Raw genomic sequence first — 22,199 nt, forward strand, 5'->3', positions numbered from 1 at the left:
TGAGCAACCCCTGGTGCGCGATGTTTCGCCGGACTCGGTCAGGCCGCTGCGCTGCGCTCGGCTTCGGCCTCGGTGAGGTGCTCGGAGAGGAAGGCGACGGCCGTCTTGTACGCGGCCCACGACTCGGGGGTCAGGCCGGCGCTGACGACGAAGGCGTGCACCTGGCCGTCGTAGACGTGCACCTCGTTCTCGACGCCGGCGCGGTCGAGCGCGGCGTGCAGCTCCAGCGAGTCCAGCTCGAGCGCCTCGCGGGTCGCGGCGAACAGGATGCTCGGCGGGAAGTAGCGGGCGGTGGCGTCGGTCGTCATGTCCTCCGGGCCGCGCAGGTCCTCCGGGCCGCGGCCCAGCACCGTGCGCAGCTTGCGGATCTTGCCGAGCGGCAGCATCGCGTCGTGGCGCGAGGAGCGCGGCAGCGTCGCGCTGATGTCGAGGAACGGGGAGAAGCCGGCGAAGGCCGTCGGCCCCTGGATCCCGGCCTCGGCGGCGTACTGGATCACCTTCGCGCAAACGAAGCCGCCGGCCGAGTCGCCCGCCACGAGGATCCGGTCGAAGTCGCCCGAGTCCAGCAGCTCGCGGTACGCGGCGAAACCGTCGGCGACGGAGGTGCCGACGCCGCCGTCGGGGTACTGCCGGTACTCGACGTTGTAGACCGGCACCCGCAGGCCGCGGGCCAGCAGCACCGCGATCCGACGGTGGGTGTCCAGGTTGCAGCCGATGAAGGCGCCGCCGTGGTAGTAGACGAGGGCCGCGCGCGGGTGCGGGTCGGCGTCACCGTCGGGCAGGATCCGCTCGGTGGGCACGCCACCGAGGGTGATCTTCTCGATCCGGACGCCGCGCACCGACTGCGGCACACGGCTGAGGTAGGGCTCCGCGGCGCGCAGGAGCGGCAGGGTCCGGTCGCTCATCGGGAAGACGCGGAAGACCGTCTTCATCACGATCCGGACGAACCACAGCACGATCAGGGCGCGCACACTGCGGCCACGATGGGCGATGACGGCCATGTCGAACACTCCTTGTTACTGGCCAGTAATCTATGCCTCCAGGATAGCCCCGCCGGTCGGTGCTGCGGCATTCCTGTGACCTGACACAATCAACGCGAAGTTCTGTGTTCTCTGTCGTGCCCGTCTGCATAACCGGAGGAAGTCGGCCATCGTGGTCCCGAACGAGATCCCCCCGCAGTACCTGTTGTCCGCCCAGGCGCCCGAGCCGCGGACCCTGATCGACATCCTCCGGGCGACCGTCGACGCCTACCCCGAGGTGCCCGCCATCGACGACGGCGACGCGGTCCTCACCTACTCCGAGCTCTGGGAGGAGGTGCTCGAGGGCGCCGCCTTCCTCGGCCGCAGCGGCGTGCAGGCCGGCGACCGCGTCGGCATCCGGATGCCGTCCGGGCACCGCTCGCTCTACGTCGCGATCCTCTCGACGCTCGCCGCGGGCGCCGCGTACGTGCCCGTCGACGCCGACGACCCGCAGGAGCGGGCCGACCTCGTCTTCGGCGAGGCGCACGCCGCCGCGATCTTAACCGGCGACGGGCTGTGGCGCGCACCGTCGACCAAGGAGCGGGCGGAGGCGATCGAGGCCGGCACCGTCGAGCCCGGCAACCGCCTGCCCGTGCCCTACGACGACTCCTGGATCATCTTCACCTCCGGATCCACCGGCACCCCGAAGGGCGTGGCCGTCACGAACCGCAACTCCGCGGCCTTCGTCGACGCCGAGGCGCGCCTGTTCCTTCAGGACGAGCCCCTGCGCCCCGGGGACCGCGTCCTCGCCGGCCTGTCCGTCGCCTTCGACGCCTCGTGCGAGGAGATGTGGCTCGCCTGGCGCCACGGCGCCTGCCTCGTGCCCGCGCCGCGCTCGCTGGTGCGGTCCGGCATGGACCTCGGGCCCTGGCTCGTCTCGCGCGACATCTCCGTGGTGTCGACGGTGCCGACCCTGGCCGCCATGTGGCCGGCCGAGGCCCTCGAGGCCGTGCGCCTGCTGATCTTCGGCGGCGAGGCCTGCCCGCCCGAGCTGGCGCAACGACTCGCCGTCGACGGCCGCGAGGTGTGGAACACCTACGGCCCCACCGAGGCCACCGTCGTCGCGTGCGCCGCGCCGCTCGACGGGCAGGGCCCCGTCCGGATCGGACTGCCGCTGGAGGGCTGGGACCTCGCAGTGGTCGACCCCGCCACGTCGCTGCCGGTGGCCGTCGGCCAGTCCGGCGAGCTGGTGATCGGTGGCGTGGGCCTGGCCCGCTACCTCGACCCGGCCAAGGACGCCGAGAAGTACGCGCCCATGGAGACGCTCGGCTGGGAGCGCGCCTACCGCTCCGGCGACCTCGTCCGCCTCGAGCCCGAGGGCCTGCTCTTCGAGGGCCGCGCCGACGACCAGGTCAAGGTCGGCGGACGCCGCATCGAGCTCGGCGAGGTCGACAACGCCCTGCAGAACCTGCCCGGCGTCTCCGGCGCGGCCGCGGCCGTGCGGAAGAACTCGGCCGGCACGTCGATGCTCGTCGGCTATCTCGCCTCCACCGACCCCGATTTCGACCTCAAGGCCGCCCGCGAGCTGCTCGCCGAGCAGCTGCCGGCCGCGCTGGTCCCGCGGCTCGCGCTCATGGACGAACTGCCCACCCGCACCTCGGGCAAGGTCGACCGCAACGCTCTGCCCTGGCCGCTGCCCGGTTCCGACGACACCGACACCGGCGATCTCGAGGGCACCGCGGCCTGGGTCGCCGAGCGCTGGTCCGGCATCCTCGGCGCGTCGATCACCAGCGAGGACGCCGACTTCTTCGCCGAGGGCGGCGGCTCGCTCAGCGCGGCCCAGCTGGTCACGGCGCTGCGCGAGCAGTACCCGTCGGTCACCGTCGCCGATCTCTACGACCACCCGCGCCTCGGATCGCTCGCGTCGTACCTCGATTCGCTGCGGCCGGCCGAGGTCGCCGAGCCGCGCGACGTGCGGCCGACGCCGCGCTCGACGGGCGTCGCGCAGATCCTGCTGTCGGTGCCGCTCACCACTCTCACCGGCCTGCAGTGGCTGACGTGGATGGCGATCGCCAACAACGTCTTCGCCTGGGCCACCGGCTCGACGCTGCTGCCCACGCTGAACTGGTGGGTCGTCCTCGCGCTGTTCCTGGTGTTCATCACCCCGATCGGGCGCATGGCGCTCTCGGTGGTCGCGTGCCGCCTGCTGCTGGGCGGGCTGAAGCCCGGCGTCTACCGCCGCGGCGGCCCCGAGCACCTGCGGCTGTGGATCGCCGAGCGGTTCACCGCGGCGTCCGGCGCCGAGAACCTCTCCGGCGCACCGTGGATGATCTACTACGCCCGTGCTCTCGGCGCCACCATCGGCCGCGGTGTCGATCTGCACGCGCTGCCCCCGGTCACGGGCATGCTCGAGCTGGGCGACCACGCCTCCGTGGAGCCCGAGGTCGATCTAGCCGGCCACTACCTCGACGGCGACGAGCTGCACATCGGCGCGATCAGCATCGGCGAGGAGGCCTCGATCGGGGCGCGCTCCACGCTGCTGCCCGGCGCGAAGGTCGGCAAGCGCGCCGAGGTCGGCCCCGGCTCCGCCGTGTTCGGCAAGGTCAAGGCGAAGCAGCACTGGGCCGGCTCGCCCGCGGAGAAGATCGGCAAGGCCGAGCACCCGTGGCCCGCGGAGCATCCGCCGCGCAAGCCCTACTGGGTGTTCGTCTACGGCGTCAGCTCGGTGCTCCTGGCCGGCCTGCCGATGGTCGCGATCGGCGCGGGGCTCGCGCTCCTCGGGTGGATCGTGCGCGACGACTCGAACCTCAAGGAGGCGGCGCTGCACGCCCTTCCGGCGCTGCCCATCGCGGTGATCGTCTCGCTCACCGTGTACGCCCTGCTCACCCTGATCGCCGTCCGGCTGCTCGCGGTCGGCCTCAAGCCGGGCTACCACGCGGTGCGCAGCCGCGTCGGCTGGCAGGTCTGGGCGACCGAGCGGCTCATGGACGCCGCTCGCACCTTCCTCTTCCCGCTGTACGCCTCGCTGCTGACCCCGATCTGGTTCCGCATGCTGGGCACCAAGGTGGGCAAGGACGCCGAGATCTCCACCGCGATGGTGATCCCCAAGTTCACGACGATCGGCGAGGGATCCTTCCTCGCCGACGACACCATGGTCGGCAGCTACGAGCTCGGCGGCGGCTGGATGCGCATCGACGAGGCCAAGATCGGCAAGCGCGCCTTCCTCGGCAACTCGGGGATGACGGGGCCGGGCCGCCGCGTCCCGAAGGACGGCCTCGTGGCCGTGCTGAGCGCGACCCCGTCGAAGGCGAAGAGCGGCAGCTCCTGGCTCGGCTCTCCCCCGGTCCGCCTGCGCCGCACCGCCGGCAACACGGACTCGACGTTCACCTACAACCCGTCGTTCGCGCTGCGCGTCGCGCGCGGGTCGGTCGAGACGGCGCGCCTGCTGGCCGTCTTCGTCAGCTTCGGCCTGGGCCTGGCGACGCTGGTCGCGTTGAACTACTTCGTGATCAACGTGGGCTGGTGGCTCGCGGCGCTGCTGTCGGGCGTGACGCTGCTCGTCGCCGGCGCGATCGCGTGCTGCGTCGCCGCGGCCGCGAAGTGGTTGGTGGTCGGGCGGATCGGCCGCGAGGAGCACCCGCTGTGGTCCTCGTTCGTGTGGCGCAACGAGCTCTCCGACGCCTTCGTCGAGTGCGTCGCCGCGCCGTGGTTCGCGCACGCCGCCACCGGCACCCCGATCCTCAACCTGTGGCTGCGGATGCTGGGCGCGAAGATCGGCCGCGGCGTCTGGTGCGAGACCTACTGGCTGCCCGAGGCCGACCTCGTCACCCTCGGCGACGCCGCCACCGTCTCGCGCGGCTGCGTCGTCCAGACGCACCTCTTCCACGACCGGATCATGGCGATGGACACCGTGGTGCTCGGCAAGGGCGCCACGCTGGGCCCGCACTGCGTCGCGCTCCCCGCGTCGTCCGTGGGCGACGGTGCCACCGTCGGCCCGGCGTCGCTCGTCATGCGCGGCGACTCGGTGCCCGCCAACACCAAGTGGCAGGGCAACCCCATCTCGCCGTGGGTCTTCAACGAGGGCAAGCGCAAGCGCGACTGACCCGACGGTCCGCCGACCCGCTGAGAACTCCGCTCGCCCCGCACGTCCGCGGGGCGGGCGGAGTTCTCTACTGTGGGCGGCCGCCGCTGCCGCGATCACGACTTGAACCAGTCGATTGACACAAGATCGAGAAGCGATCTAGTCTTGTGCCAGTCCACTGACACAAGGAGTTCGGATGCTGATTCTTCCGTTCATCGGCCTCACGGTCATCGCGACGATCGTGACCATCACCTACGTCATCACACGCACCCTGACACCGGACGACTCCGCGCCGGAGTCGGCGAGCTACCGCGCCTACCGGGCGACGATGCGCTCCCGGCTGAAGGTCGCATTCCTCGTTCCCGTTGTGGCCGTTGTCGTGGCGACGATCTACGGGATCATCGCCCAGGCACTCGATCCGACCAACCCCTACCCTACCTACCGGCCCGTGAGCGTGGTCCTCGGTCTGCTCTGGTGGCCCGGCATCTTCCTGTTCCCGCTGTTGGCGATGCTGCTCACAGAGAAGACGACCCGCCCATCGGGCCCCCGCGTCGCGACGCTCGCGCCGCGCGGCGTCCGCGAGCTGTTCCCCCGCTGGCTCCTCGTCGCGTTCGGCTCCGCCTTCGCGACCGCCGCGCTCGCGCCGTTGATCCTGTTCTCCCCGCTCGGCGCCGATCGCGCCCTGGGCAGCGCGAGCAACCCTCCCACGCAGGAGTACTCGGTGGATCCGTCGGACATCTGGATCTCCTACGGCACGTTCCTCGTCGCGGCCGCCCTCGCCCTCTCGGTGATCCTCGCCGCCGCCCGTCGACCGGACATCGACCCGCTCACCGGTAGCGACAGCTGGGGACGCAGCGGCACCTCGGTCCGTGCCCTGAGCCTGCTCTACATCCCGGCGGTCTTCGTGATCATCGACGCCCTCGAGATCCCCCGCAACGCAGCGATGGCCTATGTAGATCACGTGCGCGCCGGCGGCGAGGCGGTCGACGGATGGCCCGCGTGGTTGAACTCGACGACCGTCCCGTACGTGACCGACGGCATCAGCGCCCTGCTGATGCTCGGCATCGTCGTCGCGCTGGTGATCTTCGCCCGTCCGCCGGTGCCGCGCGCCCTCGCCACGGCCGCGGCCCCGGTCGCCGCCCCGCAGAGCGACTCCGGCGATGAGGCCACCGCACTGTGACGGCACCCCGCATCGGCGTCGACGAGTCCGACCCCACCCCCGCGTTCGAGCAGATCCGGCGGCAGATCACCGGGCACATCGCCGCGGGCGCGCTGCCGGTCGGGGCGAAGCTACCGCCGCTGCGCCAGCTGGCGCGGGACCTGGGCATCGCGGTCGGCACCGCAGCGCACGCGTACCGGGAACTCGAGGCGACCGGCCTCATCGAGAGCCGCCGGGGCGGCGGCACCCGCGTGATCGCGCTGCCCTCGCCCGACGAGGCGCCCGCCTACGACGCCGAGGCCCTCCGTGCGGCCGCGGCGCGCTACGCGGACGCTGCCCGCCGGATCGACGCCCCGCCGCAGGCCGCCCTCGACGCCGTCATCGCCGCGTTCCGGGCCGGGAACGACAGCGCCGCCCACTAGGGTTGGCACCGACACCCCCGACGAAAGGTCCCCCCGTGAGCGACGGGCTCGAGATCACCCCGTTCCAGCCGAGCGACGTGGCGGAACTGCTCGTCCTGCAGCGCTGCTGCTGGGTGCAGGAGGCGATCGCGAACGACAGTCTCGAGATCCCGCCGCTGACCGAGACCCACGACGACATCCTGCAGTGGACCTCCCAGTGGGCCACCTTCGTGATGCGGCTCGACGGCCGGCTCATCGGCGCGGTCCGCGGCCGGGCGGAGCCGAACCACCGCTGGCACATCGGGCGCATCATGGTGGCGCCGGACCTGGCGGGCCGCGGCCTCGGCACCGAGCTCATCGCCCTCATGGAGTCCCTCGCCCCGCAGGGCACCGAGGAGTTCATCATGTTCACCGGCGCGGGGAGCGCGCGCAACATCCGGACGTACGAGCGAGCGGGCTACGTCGTCTCCGATCCCGAACCCGCGCCGCACGGCGGCGTCGCGACGGTGACGCTGCGCAAACCGGTAAGGTGATCTCCCGACCCCCGAGCGAGAAGGAAGTGGATCCGTGGTGCGCAAGTCGGCCAGGCCGAAGCTCGTCGCAGCACCGAATCCGCAGCACGCGCGCGCGGTGGATCCGTACATCCCCGGCCACGGCAATCCCGGCTATCGGGTCTCGCGGTACGATCTCGAGCTGACGTACAAGGTCGAGAGCAATCGCCTCGAGGGCAAGGCGGAGATCACCGCGACGACGAACGAGCCGCTCAAGCGGTTGTCGATCGACCTCTCCGACGCGCTGACCGCCTCCAAGATCTCGATCAACGGCCGTCGTCCGCAGCGGTACGCGCAGCGCGGCGGCAAGCTGGAGCTCACGTTCGCGAACGAGGTCCCCGCCGGCGCCGCGATGACGATCTCCATCCGGTACGCGGGCACGCCGAAGCCGATCCGCTCGACGTGGGGCGAGGTCGGCTGGGAGGAGCTGTCCGAGGGCGTCATCGTCGCCTCGCAGCCGAGCGGCGCACCGTCGTGGTTCCCCTGCGACGACCACCCGGCCTCCAAGGCCTCGTACCGCATCGCCATCACGACCGACTCGCCGTACCGCGTTGTCTCCAACGGCAAGCTCGTCTCCCGCAAGGTCTCGGCGGCGCACACCACCTGGGTCTACGAGCAGGCGGCGCCGATGGCCTCGTACCTCGCCACGATCCAGATCGGCAGCTACGACCTGCTCAAGGTCGCGGAGAAGCCGGTGCCGATCCGGGCCGCCGTCCCCACGCGCCTCACGTCGGACTTCCAACGCAGCTTCGGGAACCAGGAGCGCATCATGCGCGCCTTCACCCGCTGGTTCGGCCCGTACCCGTTCCCCGAGTACACCGTGGTCGTCACCGACGACACGCTGGAGATCCCCGTCGAGGCCCAGACCGTCTCGATCTTCGGGGCCAACCACTGCGACGGGACGCGGCACGCCGAGCGGCTCGTCGCGCACGAGCTGGCGCACCAGTGGTTCGGCAACTCGCTGACGCTGACGCGCTGGAAGGACATCTGGCTGCACGAGGGCTTCGCCTGCTACTCCGAGTGGCTGTGGGCGCAGGAGTGCGGCGAGGCGACCACCCAGCAGATGGCGGCGCGCTACTACGCGAAGCTCGCGGGCTCGCGGACCGACATCGTCGTCGGCGACCCGGGCCCGGACCTGATGTTCGACGACCGCGTCTACAAGCGCGGCGCGCTGACGGTGCACGCGCTGCGGGTCGCGCTCGGCGACCCGGCGTTCTTCTCGGTCCTCCACGAGTGGACCTCCGAGTACGCGCACCAGTCGGTCACGACCGAGGACTTCGTCTCGCTGGTCGCGAAGCACAGCCCGGAGCCGCTGCGCGACCTGTGGCGCACCTGGTTGTACGAGACGGCGCTGCCGCCGCTCCCCGTGCTCACCGCGCTCTGACCCGATCCCGCCCGCCCGGCCGCGAGGCGGCGGAAACTTTTCTGTGGGGCCGATGTCGAAACGGGGTCGTCCCGTTCGACGCCTGTACGAGACACGCTCACCACCACAGAAGAAGGACTGATCGATATGCCTCGTTTCATGGGACTTGTACGAATGGAAGAGGGCGGCGACTTCGGTGCCCCGCCGCAGGCGCTCTTCGACGCGATGGACGTGCTCATCGCCGAGCAGACGGCCAAGGGCCAGTTCCTCGACGGAGGCGGACTCTTCGGCACCGAGGACGCGGTGAACTTCGTCGTCCGCCAGGGCGAGGTCACCCGATTCGACGGGCCGTACGCCGAGGCCAAGGAGGTCGTCGGCGGCTGGGCACTGATGCAGTTCGACACCCTCGAGGAGGCCATCGAGGGCCAGAAGGCGTTCGCGGATCTGCACGCCGAGCACTGGCCCGAGATCTCCATGGTCGCCACGCTCCGCCAGGTCGCCGACGAGCCGCCCGCGGCCGCGGAGGACTGACGCGCCGGCGGTGGTCCCGCCTACGCTGGTCGAGTGCCAGCCGGGACCACCGCCGAAGCGATCACCGCCACCTGGCGGGCCGAATCCACGCGCCTCGTCGGCGCGCTCACCCGCATGACCCGCAGCATCCAGCTCGCGGAGGACCTCGCGCAGGACGCGTTGGTCGCCGCGCTGGAGCAGTGGCCCGAGACGGGTGTCCCCAAGAACCCCGCCGCGTGGCTCATGACCACCGCGAAGCGCCGCGGCGTCGACTCGATCCGCCGTGCCGAGAACCTGCGCCGCAAGACCGAGGAGATCGGTCGCGGCCTGCGGGAGGACGACGGTATGCCCGACCTCGACGCGCAGGTCGACTTCATCGAGGACGACGCACTGCGCCTGATCTTCCTGTCCTGCCACCCGGCGCTCACCCCCGAATCGCGGGCGGCGCTGACCCTTCGGGTCGTCGGCGGGCTCACCACCGGCGAGATCGCGCGCGGCTTCCTGGTACCGGAAAAGACCATGGGGCAGCGCATCTCCCGCGCGAAGAAGACGCTCACCACCGCCCGCGCGGAGTTCGAACTACCCGTCGGCGAGGAGCGCACCCGCCGCCTCGACGACGTCATGGCCGTGATCTACCTGATCTTCACCGAGGGCTACTCCGCCGCCGCGGGCGACGACTGGATGCGCCCCGACCTCGCCCGCGAGGGCATCCGGCTGGCCCGCATGCTCGCCGAACTCGCGCCCGACGAGCCCGAGGCGCACGGCCTGCAGGCGCTCGTCGAGCTGCAGGGCTCCCGCATCGACGCCCGCACCGACGCCGACGGTGCCCCGGTCCTCCTGGACGACCAGGACCGGGAGCGCTGGGACCGGCTCCTGATCCGACGGGGCCTGACCGCCCTGCGCCGGGCCGAGGAACTCGCCGCCCGCGGGATCCCGGTGGGCCGCTACTACGTGCAGGCCGCGATCGCCGCGCAGCACGCCCGCGCAGCGACGCCCGCCGACACGGACTGGACGCGGATCGCCCGCCTGTACGACGCGCTCGCGCAGGCCGCCCCGGGACCGGTGGTGGAGGTCAATCGGGCTGTGGCGCACGGCCGGGCGTTCGGCGCCGAGTCGGGCCTGACGGTGCTCGACGCCGTCGATCCGGCCGCCCTCGGCGACGCGCCGCTCGTGCCGAGCGTCCGGGGCGACCTGCTGGAGCGCGCCGGACGGCACGCGGAGGCGGCGGCGCACTTCGACGAGGCCGCGCGCCGCACCCGCAACGCCGGCGAGCGCGCCCTCCTCGACCGTCGCGCCCACGAGAACCGATCGTTCGACCAGTCCACGTAGATATATTTTGTTGTAGCGTGGTCGCATGAGCGACACCGAAGGCATCGTCGACCGGCGCGCCGAATTCCCCAAGTTCACGCCGGTCACCCCGCCGCCGTCGTACGGCGCCTTCGTCGAGGCGATGCGCGACCTGATGGACTCGCGGTCGCCTCCGACGCCGACGACGCCGCCTACGCGCTGGCCGCGGAGCATATCCGGCGGGCGAGCGCGACGCTCGCGCCCCACCGCGAGGCCACCGAAGCGGCGGGCCCCGCGAGCCGGGTGCCGGAGCTGCCGGGCCGCGGGAACCCGATGCAGACCCCCTGGCGGATGGAGCGTTTCGACGGCGACGGGATCCGATCGATCGTGCGCTTCCGGCGGGCCCACCTCGGCGGGCATTCCGCCGCGCACGGCGGCATGATCGCCCAGCTATTCGACGAGCACCTCGGCTGGATCGTCTACAGCGGCGGGCATCCCATCGCGCGCACCGCCTATCTCAAGGTCGACTACCGCAAGGTGACACCGCTCGACACCGACCTCGTGCTCGACGGCTGGATCGACCGCGTCGAGGGGCGCAAGATCCACGTGACCGCCCGGCTCACCGAGACCGACGGGACGGCGCTGGCCGACTGCGAAGCGCTCATGGTCGCGCTCCTGCCGCACAACGCCTGATCAGCCCCGCCAGCGCGGCAGTGCGCCCGCGGCGAGCGCCTCCGCCAACGACGGTGCCGCGGTGTCCTTCTCGGAGAGGATCGGCGGGACGTCGTCGGGCCAGGCGATCGCGAGCTCCCGGTCGAGCGGGTCGACGCCGTGCTCGGCGGACGGGTTGTACTCGGACGAGACGTGATACGCGACCACCGCGCCGTCCGTCAGGGCGCAGAATCCGTGCCCCAGCCCCTCCGCGAGGTACACCGTGCGGTGCCCCTCGGCGTCGAGGCGCACCGTCTCGACCGCGCCGAAGGTGGGCGAGCCGACCCGCAGGTCCACGATCACGTCGAGGATCGCGCCGTGCAGGCACGCCACCAGCTTCGCCTGCCCCGGAGGGACATCCGCGTAGTGGATGCCGCGCACCGCGCCCACCCGGTTCACCGAGACGTTCGTCTGCGCCACGACGAGCTCGTGCCCCGTGGCCTCACGGAACGCGGACGCCTTGAACAGCTCGAAGAACTCACCGCGCGCGTCCGGCCGGACGATCGGGTCCAGGACGAAGGCGCCGGCGATGGGCAGCGGCGCGACGTTCATCGGCCCTCCTCGAGCAGTCCGTGCAGGTAGGTGCCGTAGCCCGACTTGACGAGGCGATCCGCATGGTCGCGCAGCTGCGCGTCGTCGATGAAGCCGCTGCGCCACGCCACCTCCTCGGGGGCGCCGATCTTGGTGCCCTGCCGCTGTTCCACGGCGCGCACGTAGCCGGTGGCGTCGGCGAGGGCGTCGAAGGTCCCGGTGTCGAGCCAGGCGGTGCCGCGCGGCAGCACCTCGACCGCCAGCCGACCGTCGTCCAGATAGTGCCGGTTGACGTCGGTGATCTCGAGTTCGCCACGCGGCGAGGGCTTCAGGTTCCGCGCGACCTCGACCACCGACGGGTCGTAGAAGTACAGGCCGGGCACCGCGTACGGGGACCGGGGATGCTCCGGCTTCTCCTCGAAGCCCACGGCGCGCCCGGCACCGTCGAACTCGATGACGCCGTAGGCGCGGGGATCGGCGACCCGGTACGCGAAGACCGCGCCGCCGTCGATCCCGTCGAACCGGCGCAGCTGGGTGCCGAGCCCCGGGCCGTAGAAGATGTTGTCGCCGAGGATCAGCGAGACCGTCTGGTCCCCGATGAAGTCGGCGCCGAGGACGAAGGCCTGTGCCAGCCCCTCGGGGCGCGGCTGCACCACGTACTCGATCCGGATCCCGAACTGCGAGCCGTCGCCGAGGAGCCGCCGGAACTGGTCGGCGTCGCCCGGCGTGGTCACGACCAGCACCTCGCGGATGCCCGCGAGCATCAGGGTCGAGAGCGGGTAGTAGATCATCGGCTTGTCGTAGACGGGGAGCAGCTGCTTGCTGACGCCGACGGTGATCGGGTGGAGCCTGCTGCCCGTGCCGCCGGCCAGGATGATCCCTCGCATGCTGCGACTCTATCGGATCACATAACTATCTTCTCAATAACGGTCGTTGTTGCTACGATAGTTTTATGAGCAAGAAGACCTGGGCCCTCGCGGCCGTCACACTCGTCGCCGCCCTCGTGGTGCCCCTGGGCATCCGGATCGCGGTGGCGAACACCTTCGCCGTCGACGAGCACGCGGTGAGCATCCCCGTCACCGACGCGGTCGCGGCGGGTGGAACCGTTCCCGACGCGCACACCGGCGGCCGTCTCGACGGCGTGCTCACCACCCCGAAGGGGAGTCCGGGCCGCCACGGCCTCGTCGTCTTCATGCACGGCGACGGTCCGGCGAACGCCTCCCGGGACGACGCCTACCGCCCGATCTGGGAGGCCTTCGCCCGCGCCGGCTACGCCACCCTGTCGTGGAACAAGGCCGGCGTCGGCGGCGCGCCGGGCAACTGGCTCGACCAGTCGCTCGCCGACCGCGGCGCCGAGGTCGCCGCGGCCCTCGACTGGGCCCGCACCCGGCCCGAGATCGACACCGGCCGGATGGGCGCATGGGGCGTCAGCCAGGGCGGCTGGGTGCTGCCGCCCCTGGCGGCGCGCCGCCCGGACCTGCGCTTCCTCGTCCTCGTCGGCGCGGCGATCAACTGGCTCCGCCAGGGCGAGTACAACCTCCGGTCGGACCTGCGCGACGCCTCCGACGAGGAGAAGCAGCGCGCCTTCGCCCGCCGCACCGCGAACATCGCGCTGCTCGAGCGCGGCGCCACCTACCAGGAGTACCTCGCGGCGAAGGTGGACGAGAAGCCGATGACCGAAGAGCGCTACGGCTTCGTCCTGCGCAACTTCCGCGCCGACGTCACGCCCGACCTGGGACGCATCGCCGTGCCCACCCTGCTGCTCCTCGGCAGCGCTGACCGCAACGTGGACACCACCGAGACCGCACGCGTCTACGCCGCGCGGATGCGCCCCGGCCTGCTCACCGAGCACACGTTCCCGGGTGCCACGCACAGCCTGACCCGCGACGACATCGAGTACCGCCCGGACGACCCCCGGGTCATCGCCCGGGCGGTCCTGGCGCCGCGCGACATCTACGCGCCCGGCTATCTCGACGCGCTCACCGACTTCGCGTCCCGGCAGCCGGCCGCGCGATGAGGGTCGCCGTCCTGGGCGCGGGCGCGATGGGGGCCCGCGCCGCCCGGACCCTGGCCGGCCTGCCCGGCGTGGAGGCGCTCGTAGTGGGCGACCTCGACGGGGACGTCGCCGCGCGGGTGGCGGCGGGGCTCCCCCGCGCAACGGCCCGGCGGATCGACGTCACCGACGGGCCGGCCCTGCGCGGCGCACTCGCGGGCGTCGACACCGTGCTCACCACCGTCGGGCCCTTCTACCGGTTCGGCGCCGGCGTCCTGCGCGCCGCGATCGAGACCGGGACGGACTACGTCGACATCTGCGACGACTGGGAGCCCACGCTGCAGTTGCTCGAGCTCGACGGTGCCGCCCGCGCGGCCGGAGTCTGCGCCGTGGTCGGCGCAGGCGCCAGCCCGGGCCTGAGCACCCTGCTCGCCGGCGCCGCCGCCGGCCGCCTGGACCGGGTGCGCGACCTCTACACCGCCTGGCCCGTGGACGCAGTCGGACGGTCCTCCCCCGGCGACGCCCCGGCCGAGTCCATGGCCGGCGCCGCGGGCGTGCACTGGATGCACCAGTGCAGCGGCGAGGTCGCCGAACTCTCCGGCGGCGCCGTCGTCCGCCGGGCCCCGCTGCGGCCCGTCGCCCTGCGGCTCCCCGGCGGGCGGCGCGGCACCGGCTGGACCGTCGGGCATCCCGAGCCCGTCACGCTGCACCGGACGGCGGCACCGTCGGGCGAGTCCGCCTGCCTCATGCTGCTCCGGCCCGCCACGGCCGCCTACCTCGACGTGCTCCGCCGCGACATCGACGCCGGGCGGCTCACGCCCGACGATGCCGCGGACATGCTGGAACCACCGTCCCGATCGCGCGTGCTCCGCTCGCTCCCCGGGGCGTTCACCCGGCCCGGACCGGGCGACCTGCCGGCCTTCTTCGCCGCCGCGGACGGCACCGTCGACGGGCGGCCCGTCCGGGTCTGCGCGCGCCTCGAGACCGACGGTGCGCTGCTGCACGACATGGCCGCCGTCACCGGGGTCCCGGCGGCGCTGGCGACGGCGCAGCTGCCCGGCGTGCGCCGCCCCGGGGTGCACCCGCCCGACGCCGTGCTCGACGGTCCGCGGCTGTTCGCCGACCTCGCGGTAGCGTTTCCGGGCACGCGCGTGATCGTCGAGGAGGAGGCCGGATGGCTGACGGACTGATCTCGACGCGCGCGCTCATCGAGGCGATGCTCCGCGAGGACGCGACGATCGACGCGGGCGAGCTGTACGCGGTCGCCGACGCGCTCGGGATGGGCGACCAACAGGTGCGCCTCGCGATCAAGCGGCTCGTGGCGGAGGGCCGGTTCACCGTCGCCGGGCGGGGCCGCGGTGCCGTCCTCACCGCGACCGACGCCACCCGGGCCGGCATCGAGCCCGACCGCGAGCACGTCCGGCTGATGTACGCGCAGGACCGCGGGGAGGCGCCGTGGGACGGCGTCTGGCACCTGGCCGGCTTCGCCGTGCCCGAGGCGGAACGGGAGGCACGCGGCGCGCTCCGCGACGCCATCGTCGCCCTCGGCGGCGCGCCCGTGCAGGGCGGGCTGTACGCCTCCGCCCACGCCTGGGAGGAAGCGCTGCGGGAGACCGCCCGCGAAGCCGGCGCCGCGACCTATCTCACCACCCTGAGCAGCACCGACCTCGACGTGGGTGGCGCGCGCGGCGCCGCCGCCGCGGCCCGCCTGTGGCCCCTCGACGAGCTGGCCGACGGACACCGTCGGCTCGCGGACCGGGCGACCGAGGCCCTCGACCGGACCCGCGACGCGACGCACGCCGAGCGGCTCGCGCTGACGGTCGGCCTCGTCGCCGAATTCACCCGCGCGCACGAGCCCGATCCCCTGCTGCCGCCGGAGCTGCTGCCGCCGAACTGGATCGGGGCGCGGGCCCGCGACAGCGCCGCGCGCGCGTGGGCGGCGCTCGCGGCCGCGGAGGCCGATTCGTCCCTGCGACTCCTCCGCTGGTTCGACGCGCCCTTGCAACCCCACTAACCTGATCCCATGCACATCGTGGTCACCGGCGGCGCCGGCTTCATCGGCGCGAACTTCGTCCGGCGCACCGCCCGGACCCGTCCGGACGTGCGGATCACCGTGCTCGACGCGTTGACCTACGCCGCGAACGAGTCCTCGCTCGACGACCTGCGCGAGCGGATCGACTTCGTCAAGGGCTCGATCGCGGACCCCTCCGTCGTCGACGAGGTGGTCGCCGGCGCCGACGCGGTGGTGAACTTCGCCGCCGACACGCACAACGACAACTCGCTCAGCGACCCGTGGCCCTTCCTGGACACCAACATCCGCGGCACGGCTGTGCTCCTCGACGCGGTCCGCCGGCACGACGTCCGGCTGCACCACATCTCGACCGACGAGGTCTTCGGCGACCTGCCGCTGGACACGCCCGAGCGGTTCACCGAGGACACCCCGTACCGGCCGTCGAGCCCCTACTCGGCGTCCAAGGCGTCGTCGGATCACCTGGTGCGGGCGTGGGTCCGCAGCTTCGGCGTGCGCGCGACGATCTCCAACTGCTCCAACAACTACGGCCCGTACCAGCACGTCGAGAAGTTCATCCCGCGGCAGATCACGAACATCCTCGCGGGCGAGCGGCCGAAGCTCTACGGCGCGGGCGCCAACGTGCGCGATTGGATCCACGTCGACGATCACAACGACGCGGTGTGGGCGATCCTGGAGCGGGGCGCGATCGGCGAGACCTACCTGATCGGCGCCGACGGCGAGCGGTCCAACCGCGAGGTGCTCCGCACCCTGCTCGCCGTCATGGGCCGCCCGGCCGACGACTTCGACACCGTCCCCGACCGGCCCGGGCACGACCTGCGCTACGCCATCGACTCGAGCAAGCTCCGCCGCGAGTTGGGCTGGGCGCCGGCGCACGCCGACCTCGACGCGGGCCTGCGCGCCACCGTCGATTGGTACCGGGAGAACCGGGCGTGGTGGGAGCCCGGCAAGGCGGGGGTCGAGGCGGCCTACGCGCGGCGCGAAGCCACCTCCTGACGCCACCGATCGTGTGATCTTCGACCGAACCGGCGTAGAACGCACTGGTCCGGCACGAAAACCTGTTTCAATTGTCGCGACATCACATGCGACCGACCGTCCGGACACCTGCCGGCGGCCGAAGAGATTCCGAGGTGACCACCCATGCCGCCCGAAGGCACCCCCGCCGCCACCGCTACTGCGCCCGCTCCCGCCCCGTCGCGGGAGGACCTCGATACAGCGGGGCAGCGCGAGCGGCGCAAGCGCATCATCGACGCCACGCTGGCGCTCGCCCGCAAGGGCGGCTACGACGCGGTGCAGATGCGCGCGGTGGCGAAGAAGGCCGACGTGGCGCTGGGCACCCTGTACCGGTACTTCCCGTCGAAGGTGCACCTGCTGGTCGCCGGCCTGGTCAGCCAGTTCGAGCGCGCGGGCGAGCGGATCGGGAAGGCGCAGATCCCGGGCGACACCGCGGCGGAGCGCCTGATGTTCGTGCTCGACCGCAACACCGAGGCGCTGCAGCGGGCCCCCCTGCTCACCGAGGCGATGGTGCGGGCCTTCATGTTCGCCGACGCCACGGCCGCGGCCGAGGTCGAGCGGGTCGGCCGCCTGCTCGAGGGCATGTTCGCGCACGCCCTCGGCGTGGAGGACCCCGACGAGCGCCAGCGCGATACGTTCCACCTGATCGCCGATGTGTGGATGGCGAACCTGGTTGCCTGGGTCACCCACCGCGCGTCGGCCACCGAGGTGCAGAAGCGCCTCTCCGTGGCCGTCGATCTCCTCATCAAGGACTGACAACAACGCAGGTCACATCGGGTAGTCCAGGGAAAAACTGAAACACGTACTAGTTTTGCCCCGACAGTTGATACGCTCCTCTCGAAAATGAGGAGAGGACACCCGATGGTGGTATTCGGAGGCCCGGCGTGAGGGCCGCGGCGCTGTACCGGTTGTACCGGTTGGCCGCGATCTTCACCAAGAGCCTGTCCACGATCGGACGCTCGGTGGTGCTCGCCGGCGAGATCATCTCGTGGACCGTTCGCGGGATCCTGAAGCGGAACTTCGCGGTCGGCGAGATGATCACCCAGTCGGTGACGCTGCTGCGGGTCACCACGCTGCCGGCCATCCTGGTGGCGATCCCGTTCGGCGCGGTCGTCTCCGTCCAGGTCGGCGCACTCGTCGACACGGTCGGCGCGAACTCGCTGGTCGGCGCCGCGTCGGGCATCGGCATCATCCGGCAGGGCGCACCCCTGGCCACGGGCGTGCTGCTCGGCGGCGTCTGCGCCTCGGCCATCGCCGCCGACCTCGGATCCCGGACGGTCCGCGAGGAGCTGCAGGCCATGCAGGTCATGGGCGTCGATCCGATCGCCCGCCTCATCGCGCCCCGCATGCTCGCCCTCATGATCATCGCGCCGATGCTGCTCGTCGCGATCGTGGCGGTGGCCATGATCGTGGCCCTCACCGTCTCGGTGTGGCAGTTCGGACTCAGTTCCGGCGGCTTCTGGTCCTCCTTCGGCGCCTTCTCGGCCCCATCGGACCTGGCCTTCGCGGTGCTCAAGGCGGAGACCGGCGCGATGATCGTCGGCCTCGTCGCCGGCCTGCGCGGCCTCGAGGCCTCGGGCGGCCCCCGCGGCGTCGCCGACGGCGTGAACTCCTCGGTGGTCCTGTCGATCACCCTGATCTTCCTGTCCTTCCTCGGCCTCACCCAGCTGCAGACGATGTTCTTCCCGAGTCAGGTGGCCTGATGACCACCACGAATCCCCCGGCGCCGGCGCCTGCCAAGAAGAAGACCCCCGCCCTGGACTCGAAGCCCGCGAGCCTGGTCGCGCGGATCGGCGAGGCCGTCGTCTTCGTCGCCCAGTCGATCTACCTCGTGCCCGTGGCGCTGATGAAGTACCGCGGCGAGACCTCGCGGGTGCTCAAGCAGCTGGCGTGGGGCCGCGGGTCCGTCGTGGTCGACGGTGGCGTCGTCGTCATGATGGTCATCCTGGGCGCGGCGAGCGGCGCCGCCGTCGCCATCGAGGCCTACGCAGGCCTCAACCTCATCGGCTTCGGCCCGCTCACCGGCGTCATCGGCGGCCTCGCGAACATCCGCGAGATGATCCCCATCTCCGCCGGCATCGGCTTCGCCGCGCAGGCGGGCTGCCGCATGACCGCGCAGATCGGATCGATGCGGATCGCGGAGGAGATCGACGCCGTCGAGGCCCTCGGCATCCGCTCGATCCCCTACGTGGTCAGCACCCGCCTGATCGCCGGCATCGTCGTGGTGATCCCGGCGTACATGCTCACGCTGCTGCTCGCCTTCCTCACCTGCAAGCTGATCGTGGTCGTCTTCCACGGCCAGGCGCTGGGCACGTACAACCACTACTTCGAGCAGTTCCTCAGCCCGGGCGACATCGCGTTGTCGACGCTCAAGGCCGTAGTCTTCTGCGCCGCCGTCACGATCATCCACTGCTACTACGGGTTCTTCGCCAAGGGCGGACCGGAGGGCGTCGGCCTCGCCAGCGGCCGCGCCGTGCGCGCCAGCCTGGTCACGGTGCTCACGCTCGACTTCATCCTGACCATCATGTTCTGGGGCATCACCCCCACGATCATCTTCAAGGGTTAGGGGGAGACCGATGTACGAACTGCTCGGCGGCACACCCGGTCGCCAACAACGCGTCTTCTTCACCGTCGGCGTCGCGACGCTCGCCGTGATCCTGATCGCGGCCGTCGCCGGGGTCGTCGCCTCCCGGATCCCCGCGTCCGACCCGCGGCTCGCGCTCACCGTCGAATCCGCCGACGTCGGGCCCGGAGTCAAGACCGGCACCCGGGTCACGCTGCGCGGCGTGCCCGTCGGCGAGGTCGAGTCCGTGGTCATCCCGCGCGCGGGCCAGGCCCGTGTGGCCGTCCGCCTGGACCGCGGGAGCCTCCGCGGCCTCACCGACGCGCTGTCCGTGCGGTACCAGCCCGGCAACTACTTCGGCGTCACCGAGATGGCGCTGGTGCCCGGCCAGGGCGGCGCCGACCTCCGCTCGGGCAGCACGCTGCGCCCACGCTCCAGCAACGACACGATCTCCGACCTGCTCACGCGCAGTGCGGTGTCGGTGTCGGGCGTCATGACGCCCAAGCTGATCGAGGTGACCCGGAAGGCCACCCAGTACACCCAGGCGATCACGCCGCTGCTCCAGGTGGCGTTCTCCGTCGAGCAGCAGAACGCACGATCGGTGAAGGTGCCGATCGGGACAACGCTGCGCACCGTCCGCACCACGCTCGACGGTGCGCCGGGCCTGGTCGAGGGGGCGTTCGAGGGCTGGTTCGTGCCGCAGATGCGGGGCGGCGAGGTCGCGGGCACGCTCGACTACACGGTCAACAACTACGACAAGATCGACAAGACGACCACGCTGCTCGGCACCGGCTTCTTCACGCCGCTGGCCGACATGTTCGGCTCGCACGAGACCGAGTTCACGCCGGGCACCGTCATGCTGCGAGTCATCATGGACAGCACCACCAAGGTGATGCGCACCGTGAGCGTCCCGCGCCAGATCGTCCCGCTGATCACCGGCGTCAACAGCGCCTTCATCACCGTCCCGGAGGGCACCGCACTGCGCATGAACGTCGTCGCCGATCGACTCCCGGGCGCCGCCTCGGTCCTCGAAGGGGGGCGATGACATGCGCGCCAAGAACACTCGGGCCACCATCACCCTCGCGATCGCCCTGATCATCACGCTCGTCATCGCGGCGGGCATCTTCGCCGCGCTGCGCAACCCGGCCGGCGGCGAGACCCGCGACTACGAGGCGCACCTCTCCGACGCCTCCGGCCTGCGGGTGGGCAGCGACGTGCGGCTGCGCGGCGTGCTCATCGGGAAGGTCACGGCGGTCGAGGTCCGCGGCACCGCGGACGGGAACGGCAACGAGGCGGTCATCGGCTTCTCCGCGCAGGACGATCACCCCGTCACGTCGACCACGCGGCTCGCGGTGAAGTACCGCAACCTCACCGGTGAGCGGTTCATCGAGGTCCAGCCCGGCAGCTCCGCGGGCGGCGCGCCCACCGCGTCGATCCCGATGTCGCGCACCACCCCGTCGTTCGACATCACCACGCTGTTCAACGGGCTCGCGCCGGTGCTCCGCACCCTGAGCCCCGAGGACGTCAACGAGCTGACGCGGAACCTATTGGGGCTGTTGCAGGGCGACGACACGACCGCCGCGCAGACCTTCGGATCGATCGACCGGATCACGGCGAATCTCGCCGACCGGCAGACCGTCATCAAGACGCTCATCGACAACGTCACGCGCGTCGCCAACATGATCAACGACTACTCGCCGCAGGTCGTGGAGTTCATCCTCAACTTCGACCTGCTGTTGACGAAGGTGCTCGAGAACCTCGACGAGTTCCGCCGCACCGCCACCTACGGTCCGGGCTTCGGCGCCGCGACCAACCGGGTGCTCACCGCGCTCGGCCTGTCCAAGGACCTCGACGTGGAGAAGCTCATGCGCACCGCCTTCCAGGACCCGGGCGCCGCGGTGCAGGCGATGGGCAAGCTGCCCGGCCTGTTCACCGGCGTCGCGGCGCTGCTCGGCGCGCCGCCCGCGCCCTGCTCGAAGGGGTCGGCGCCGCTGCCGAACAAGGTGACCGTGCTGACCGGCGGAACGAATGTGACGGTGTGCCTGAAATGATCTTCACCGGACGCCCGCCCTGGCGCGGACTCATCAACCGCAGCACCAAGCTCGGCGCGATCGCCGTCGCGGTGGCGCTGCTCATCACGGCCGTGCTGGCCTTCGTCTATCTGCGCCCGCCGGGCCAGAAGGAACTGACCTTCGTCACGCAGGACGCCGCGCTCATCAAGCCGGGCGTGGAGGTGCGCGCGTCGGGCGTGCGGATCGGCTCCGTCTCCTCGGTCGAGCTCCGCAAGGACGACGTGCAGGTGACCACCCGCATCGACGACTCGGTCTTCGTCGGCGACCAGACCTCCGTCGCGGTCCGCATGCTGACCGTCGCGGGCGGCTTCTACGTGGCGGTGTCCTCGGCCGGACGGGCCGCCCTGGGCGACAAGCCGATCCCGCGGAACCGGGTGAGCCTGCCGTACAGCATCGGCGATCTGCTGCAGGACACCCCGGAGAAGCTCGAGCCCGTCGACCGCACCCAGCTCGCCACGTCCATCAAGGCGCTGAGCACCGGACTCGACTCCAACCCAGGCTCGGTGGACAACATCGTGGAGGGCGTGAACTCGCTCCTCGGCCAGCTCACGGAGCAGCGCGACCAGATCGGCCGCATCATCAACGTCAGCACCCAGTACGCGACCGGCTTCGCCGAGCAGCGCGAGACGATCATGAACATGATCCACAAGGCGTCGCTGGCGATCGTCACGCTCGACCAGACCGCCACCAACTTCGGCATCGCCTACCAGGGCCTCGCCGGGATGTTCGGGAAGATCAAGCCCTTCCTCGATCTGTACTGGAAGTACCGCGACACCCTCGGCGACGCCTTCGCGAAGATGGAGACGGCGCTGCAGACGACCAATGTCACCATCCCGGCCATGATCGGCGAACTCCAGAAGGCGATCGACACCATGCAGAAGAGCCTGGAGAAGCAGGGCAAGCCCATGCCCGCCGATACCGTGCTCGCCAGCCGCCTCTGCTTCCCGACGGCGACGGTGAGCTGCTGATGCGCCC

21 protein-coding genes are annotated in these 22,199 nt (G+C 71.5%); 18 read left to right on the forward strand and 3 right to left on the reverse strand.

Annotated features, from left to right (window positions below; all coding sequences use genetic code 11):
* Positions 1-38 precede the first annotated feature (38 nt).
* On the reverse strand, positions 39-1,001 hold the full coding sequence (locus LB823_RS03110) for an alpha/beta hydrolase (protein WP_224645308.1): 963 nt from the start codon (positions 999-1,001) through the stop codon (positions 39-41).
* 151 nt (positions 1,002-1,152) lie between these two features.
* Here LB823_RS03110 and LB823_RS03115 point away from each other — a divergent pair, with 151 nt between their 5' ends.
* The 8 genes from LB823_RS03115 (at position 1,153) to LB823_RS03150 (ending at position 11,004) form a co-directional block, all read left to right on the forward strand.
* Entirely contained in the window at positions 1,153-5,061 is a 3,909-nt protein-coding gene (locus LB823_RS03115) for a Pls/PosA family non-ribosomal peptide synthetase (RefSeq protein ID WP_224645309.1), read from the forward strand.
* 175 nt (positions 5,062-5,236) lie between these two features.
* Positions 5,237-6,220: a hypothetical protein gene (locus LB823_RS03120; protein WP_224645310.1), complete on the forward strand. Its 984-nt coding sequence runs from the start codon at positions 5,237-5,239 to the stop codon at positions 6,218-6,220.
* Positions 6,217-6,621 (forward strand): GntR family transcriptional regulator, encoded by a 405-nt coding sequence (locus LB823_RS03125; protein WP_224645311.1) that lies wholly within the window; start codon positions 6,217-6,219, stop codon positions 6,619-6,621. Before LB823_RS03120 ends, LB823_RS03125 begins: the two co-directional genes overlap by 4 nt.
* A 35-nt stretch (positions 6,622-6,656) precedes the next feature.
* A complete protein-coding gene (locus LB823_RS03130) occupies positions 6,657-7,133 on the forward strand; it encodes a GNAT family N-acetyltransferase (RefSeq protein ID WP_224645312.1) in 477 nt (158 codons plus the stop codon).
* A gap of 37 nt (positions 7,134-7,170) precedes the next feature.
* Positions 7,171-8,535 (forward strand): M1 family metallopeptidase, encoded by a 1,365-nt coding sequence (locus LB823_RS03135; RefSeq protein ID WP_224645391.1) that lies wholly within the window; start codon positions 7,171-7,173, stop codon positions 8,533-8,535.
* Positions 8,536-8,673: 138 nt separating this feature from the next.
* Positions 8,674-9,045, forward strand: a complete 372-nt coding sequence (locus tag LB823_RS03140) for a YciI family protein (RefSeq protein ID WP_224645313.1) — start codon at positions 8,674-8,676, stop codon at positions 9,043-9,045.
* A 33-nt stretch (positions 9,046-9,078) separates the two neighbouring features.
* Positions 9,079-10,353 (forward strand): RNA polymerase sigma factor, encoded by a 1,275-nt coding sequence (locus LB823_RS03145; RefSeq protein ID WP_224645314.1) that lies wholly within the window; start codon positions 9,079-9,081, stop codon positions 10,351-10,353.
* Positions 10,354-10,644: 291 nt separating this feature from the next.
* Complete coding sequence (locus LB823_RS03150) at positions 10,645-11,004, forward strand: PaaI family thioesterase (RefSeq protein ID WP_224645315.1); 360 nt, start codon at positions 10,645-10,647, stop codon at positions 11,002-11,004.
* Here LB823_RS03150 and LB823_RS03155 read toward each other — a convergent pair whose 3' ends face one another.
* Both LB823_RS03155 and rfbA read right to left on the reverse strand, forming a co-directional pair.
* Positions 11,005-11,574 carry a dTDP-4-dehydrorhamnose 3,5-epimerase family protein gene (locus LB823_RS03155; RefSeq protein WP_224645316.1) on the reverse strand — a complete coding sequence of 190 codons (570 nt, stop codon included), beginning with the start codon at positions 11,572-11,574 and terminating at the stop codon, positions 11,005-11,007. It lies immediately after the preceding gene.
* Complete coding sequence (gene rfbA / locus LB823_RS03160) at positions 11,571-12,440, reverse strand: glucose-1-phosphate thymidylyltransferase RfbA (protein WP_224645317.1); 870 nt, start codon at positions 12,438-12,440, stop codon at positions 11,571-11,573. Before rfbA ends, LB823_RS03155 begins: the two co-directional genes overlap by 4 nt.
* Positions 12,441-12,505: 65 nt before the next feature.
* Here rfbA and LB823_RS03165 point away from each other — a divergent pair, with 65 nt between their 5' ends.
* The 10 genes from LB823_RS03165 (at position 12,506) to LB823_RS03210 (ending at position 22,192) form a co-directional block, all read left to right on the forward strand.
* Positions 12,506-13,570, forward strand: a complete 1,065-nt coding sequence (locus tag LB823_RS03165; RefSeq protein ID WP_224645318.1) for a S9 family peptidase — start codon at positions 12,506-12,508, stop codon at positions 13,568-13,570.
* Entirely contained in the window at positions 13,567-14,736 is a 1,170-nt protein-coding gene (locus LB823_RS03170) for a saccharopine dehydrogenase family protein (protein WP_224645319.1), read from the forward strand. Before LB823_RS03165 ends, LB823_RS03170 begins: the two co-directional genes overlap by 4 nt.
* Positions 14,721-15,560, forward strand: coding sequence for a PaaX family transcriptional regulator C-terminal domain-containing protein (locus LB823_RS03175; protein WP_224645320.1), 840 nt, complete (start codon positions 14,721-14,723; stop codon positions 15,558-15,560). Before LB823_RS03170 ends, LB823_RS03175 begins: the two co-directional genes overlap by 16 nt.
* 9 nt (positions 15,561-15,569) lie before the next feature.
* The gene (gene rfbB, locus LB823_RS03180; RefSeq protein ID WP_224645321.1) at positions 15,570-16,571 is read left to right on the forward strand and encodes a dTDP-glucose 4,6-dehydratase; all 1,002 of its coding nucleotides are present in this window, start codon (positions 15,570-15,572) and stop codon (positions 16,569-16,571) included.
* A 144-nt stretch (positions 16,572-16,715) separates the two neighbouring features.
* A complete protein-coding gene (kstR, locus tag LB823_RS03185; protein ID WP_224645322.1) occupies positions 16,716-17,345 on the forward strand; it encodes a cholesterol catabolism transcriptional regulator KstR in 630 nt (209 codons plus the stop codon).
* Positions 17,346-17,473: 128 nt separating this feature from the next.
* Entirely contained in the window at positions 17,474-18,292 is an 819-nt protein-coding gene (locus tag LB823_RS03190; RefSeq protein WP_224645323.1) for an ABC transporter permease, read from the forward strand.
* Positions 18,292-19,155 carry an ABC transporter permease gene (locus LB823_RS03195; RefSeq protein ID WP_224645324.1) on the forward strand — a complete coding sequence of 288 codons (864 nt, stop codon included), beginning with the start codon at positions 18,292-18,294 and terminating at the stop codon, positions 19,153-19,155. Before LB823_RS03190 ends, LB823_RS03195 begins: the two co-directional genes overlap by 1 nt.
* Before the next feature lie 10 nt (positions 19,156-19,165).
* Positions 19,166-20,197, forward strand: a complete 1,032-nt coding sequence (locus tag LB823_RS03200) for an MlaD family protein (protein WP_224645325.1) — start codon at positions 19,166-19,168, stop codon at positions 20,195-20,197.
* Position 20,198: 1 nt separating this feature from the next.
* Complete coding sequence (locus LB823_RS03205; RefSeq protein WP_224645326.1) at positions 20,199-21,203, forward strand: MlaD family protein; 1,005 nt, start codon at positions 20,199-20,201, stop codon at positions 21,201-21,203.
* Positions 21,200-22,192, forward strand: coding sequence for an MlaD family protein (locus tag LB823_RS03210; RefSeq protein ID WP_224645392.1), 993 nt, complete (start codon positions 21,200-21,202; stop codon positions 22,190-22,192). Before LB823_RS03205 ends, LB823_RS03210 begins: the two co-directional genes overlap by 4 nt.
* Positions 22,193-22,199 lie beyond the last annotated feature (7 nt).

Origin of the sequence: Tsukamurella sp. M9C, from assembly GCF_020169415.1 — a bacterium.
Classification (GTDB): Bacteria; Actinomycetota; Actinomycetes; order Mycobacteriales; family Mycobacteriaceae; genus Tsukamurella.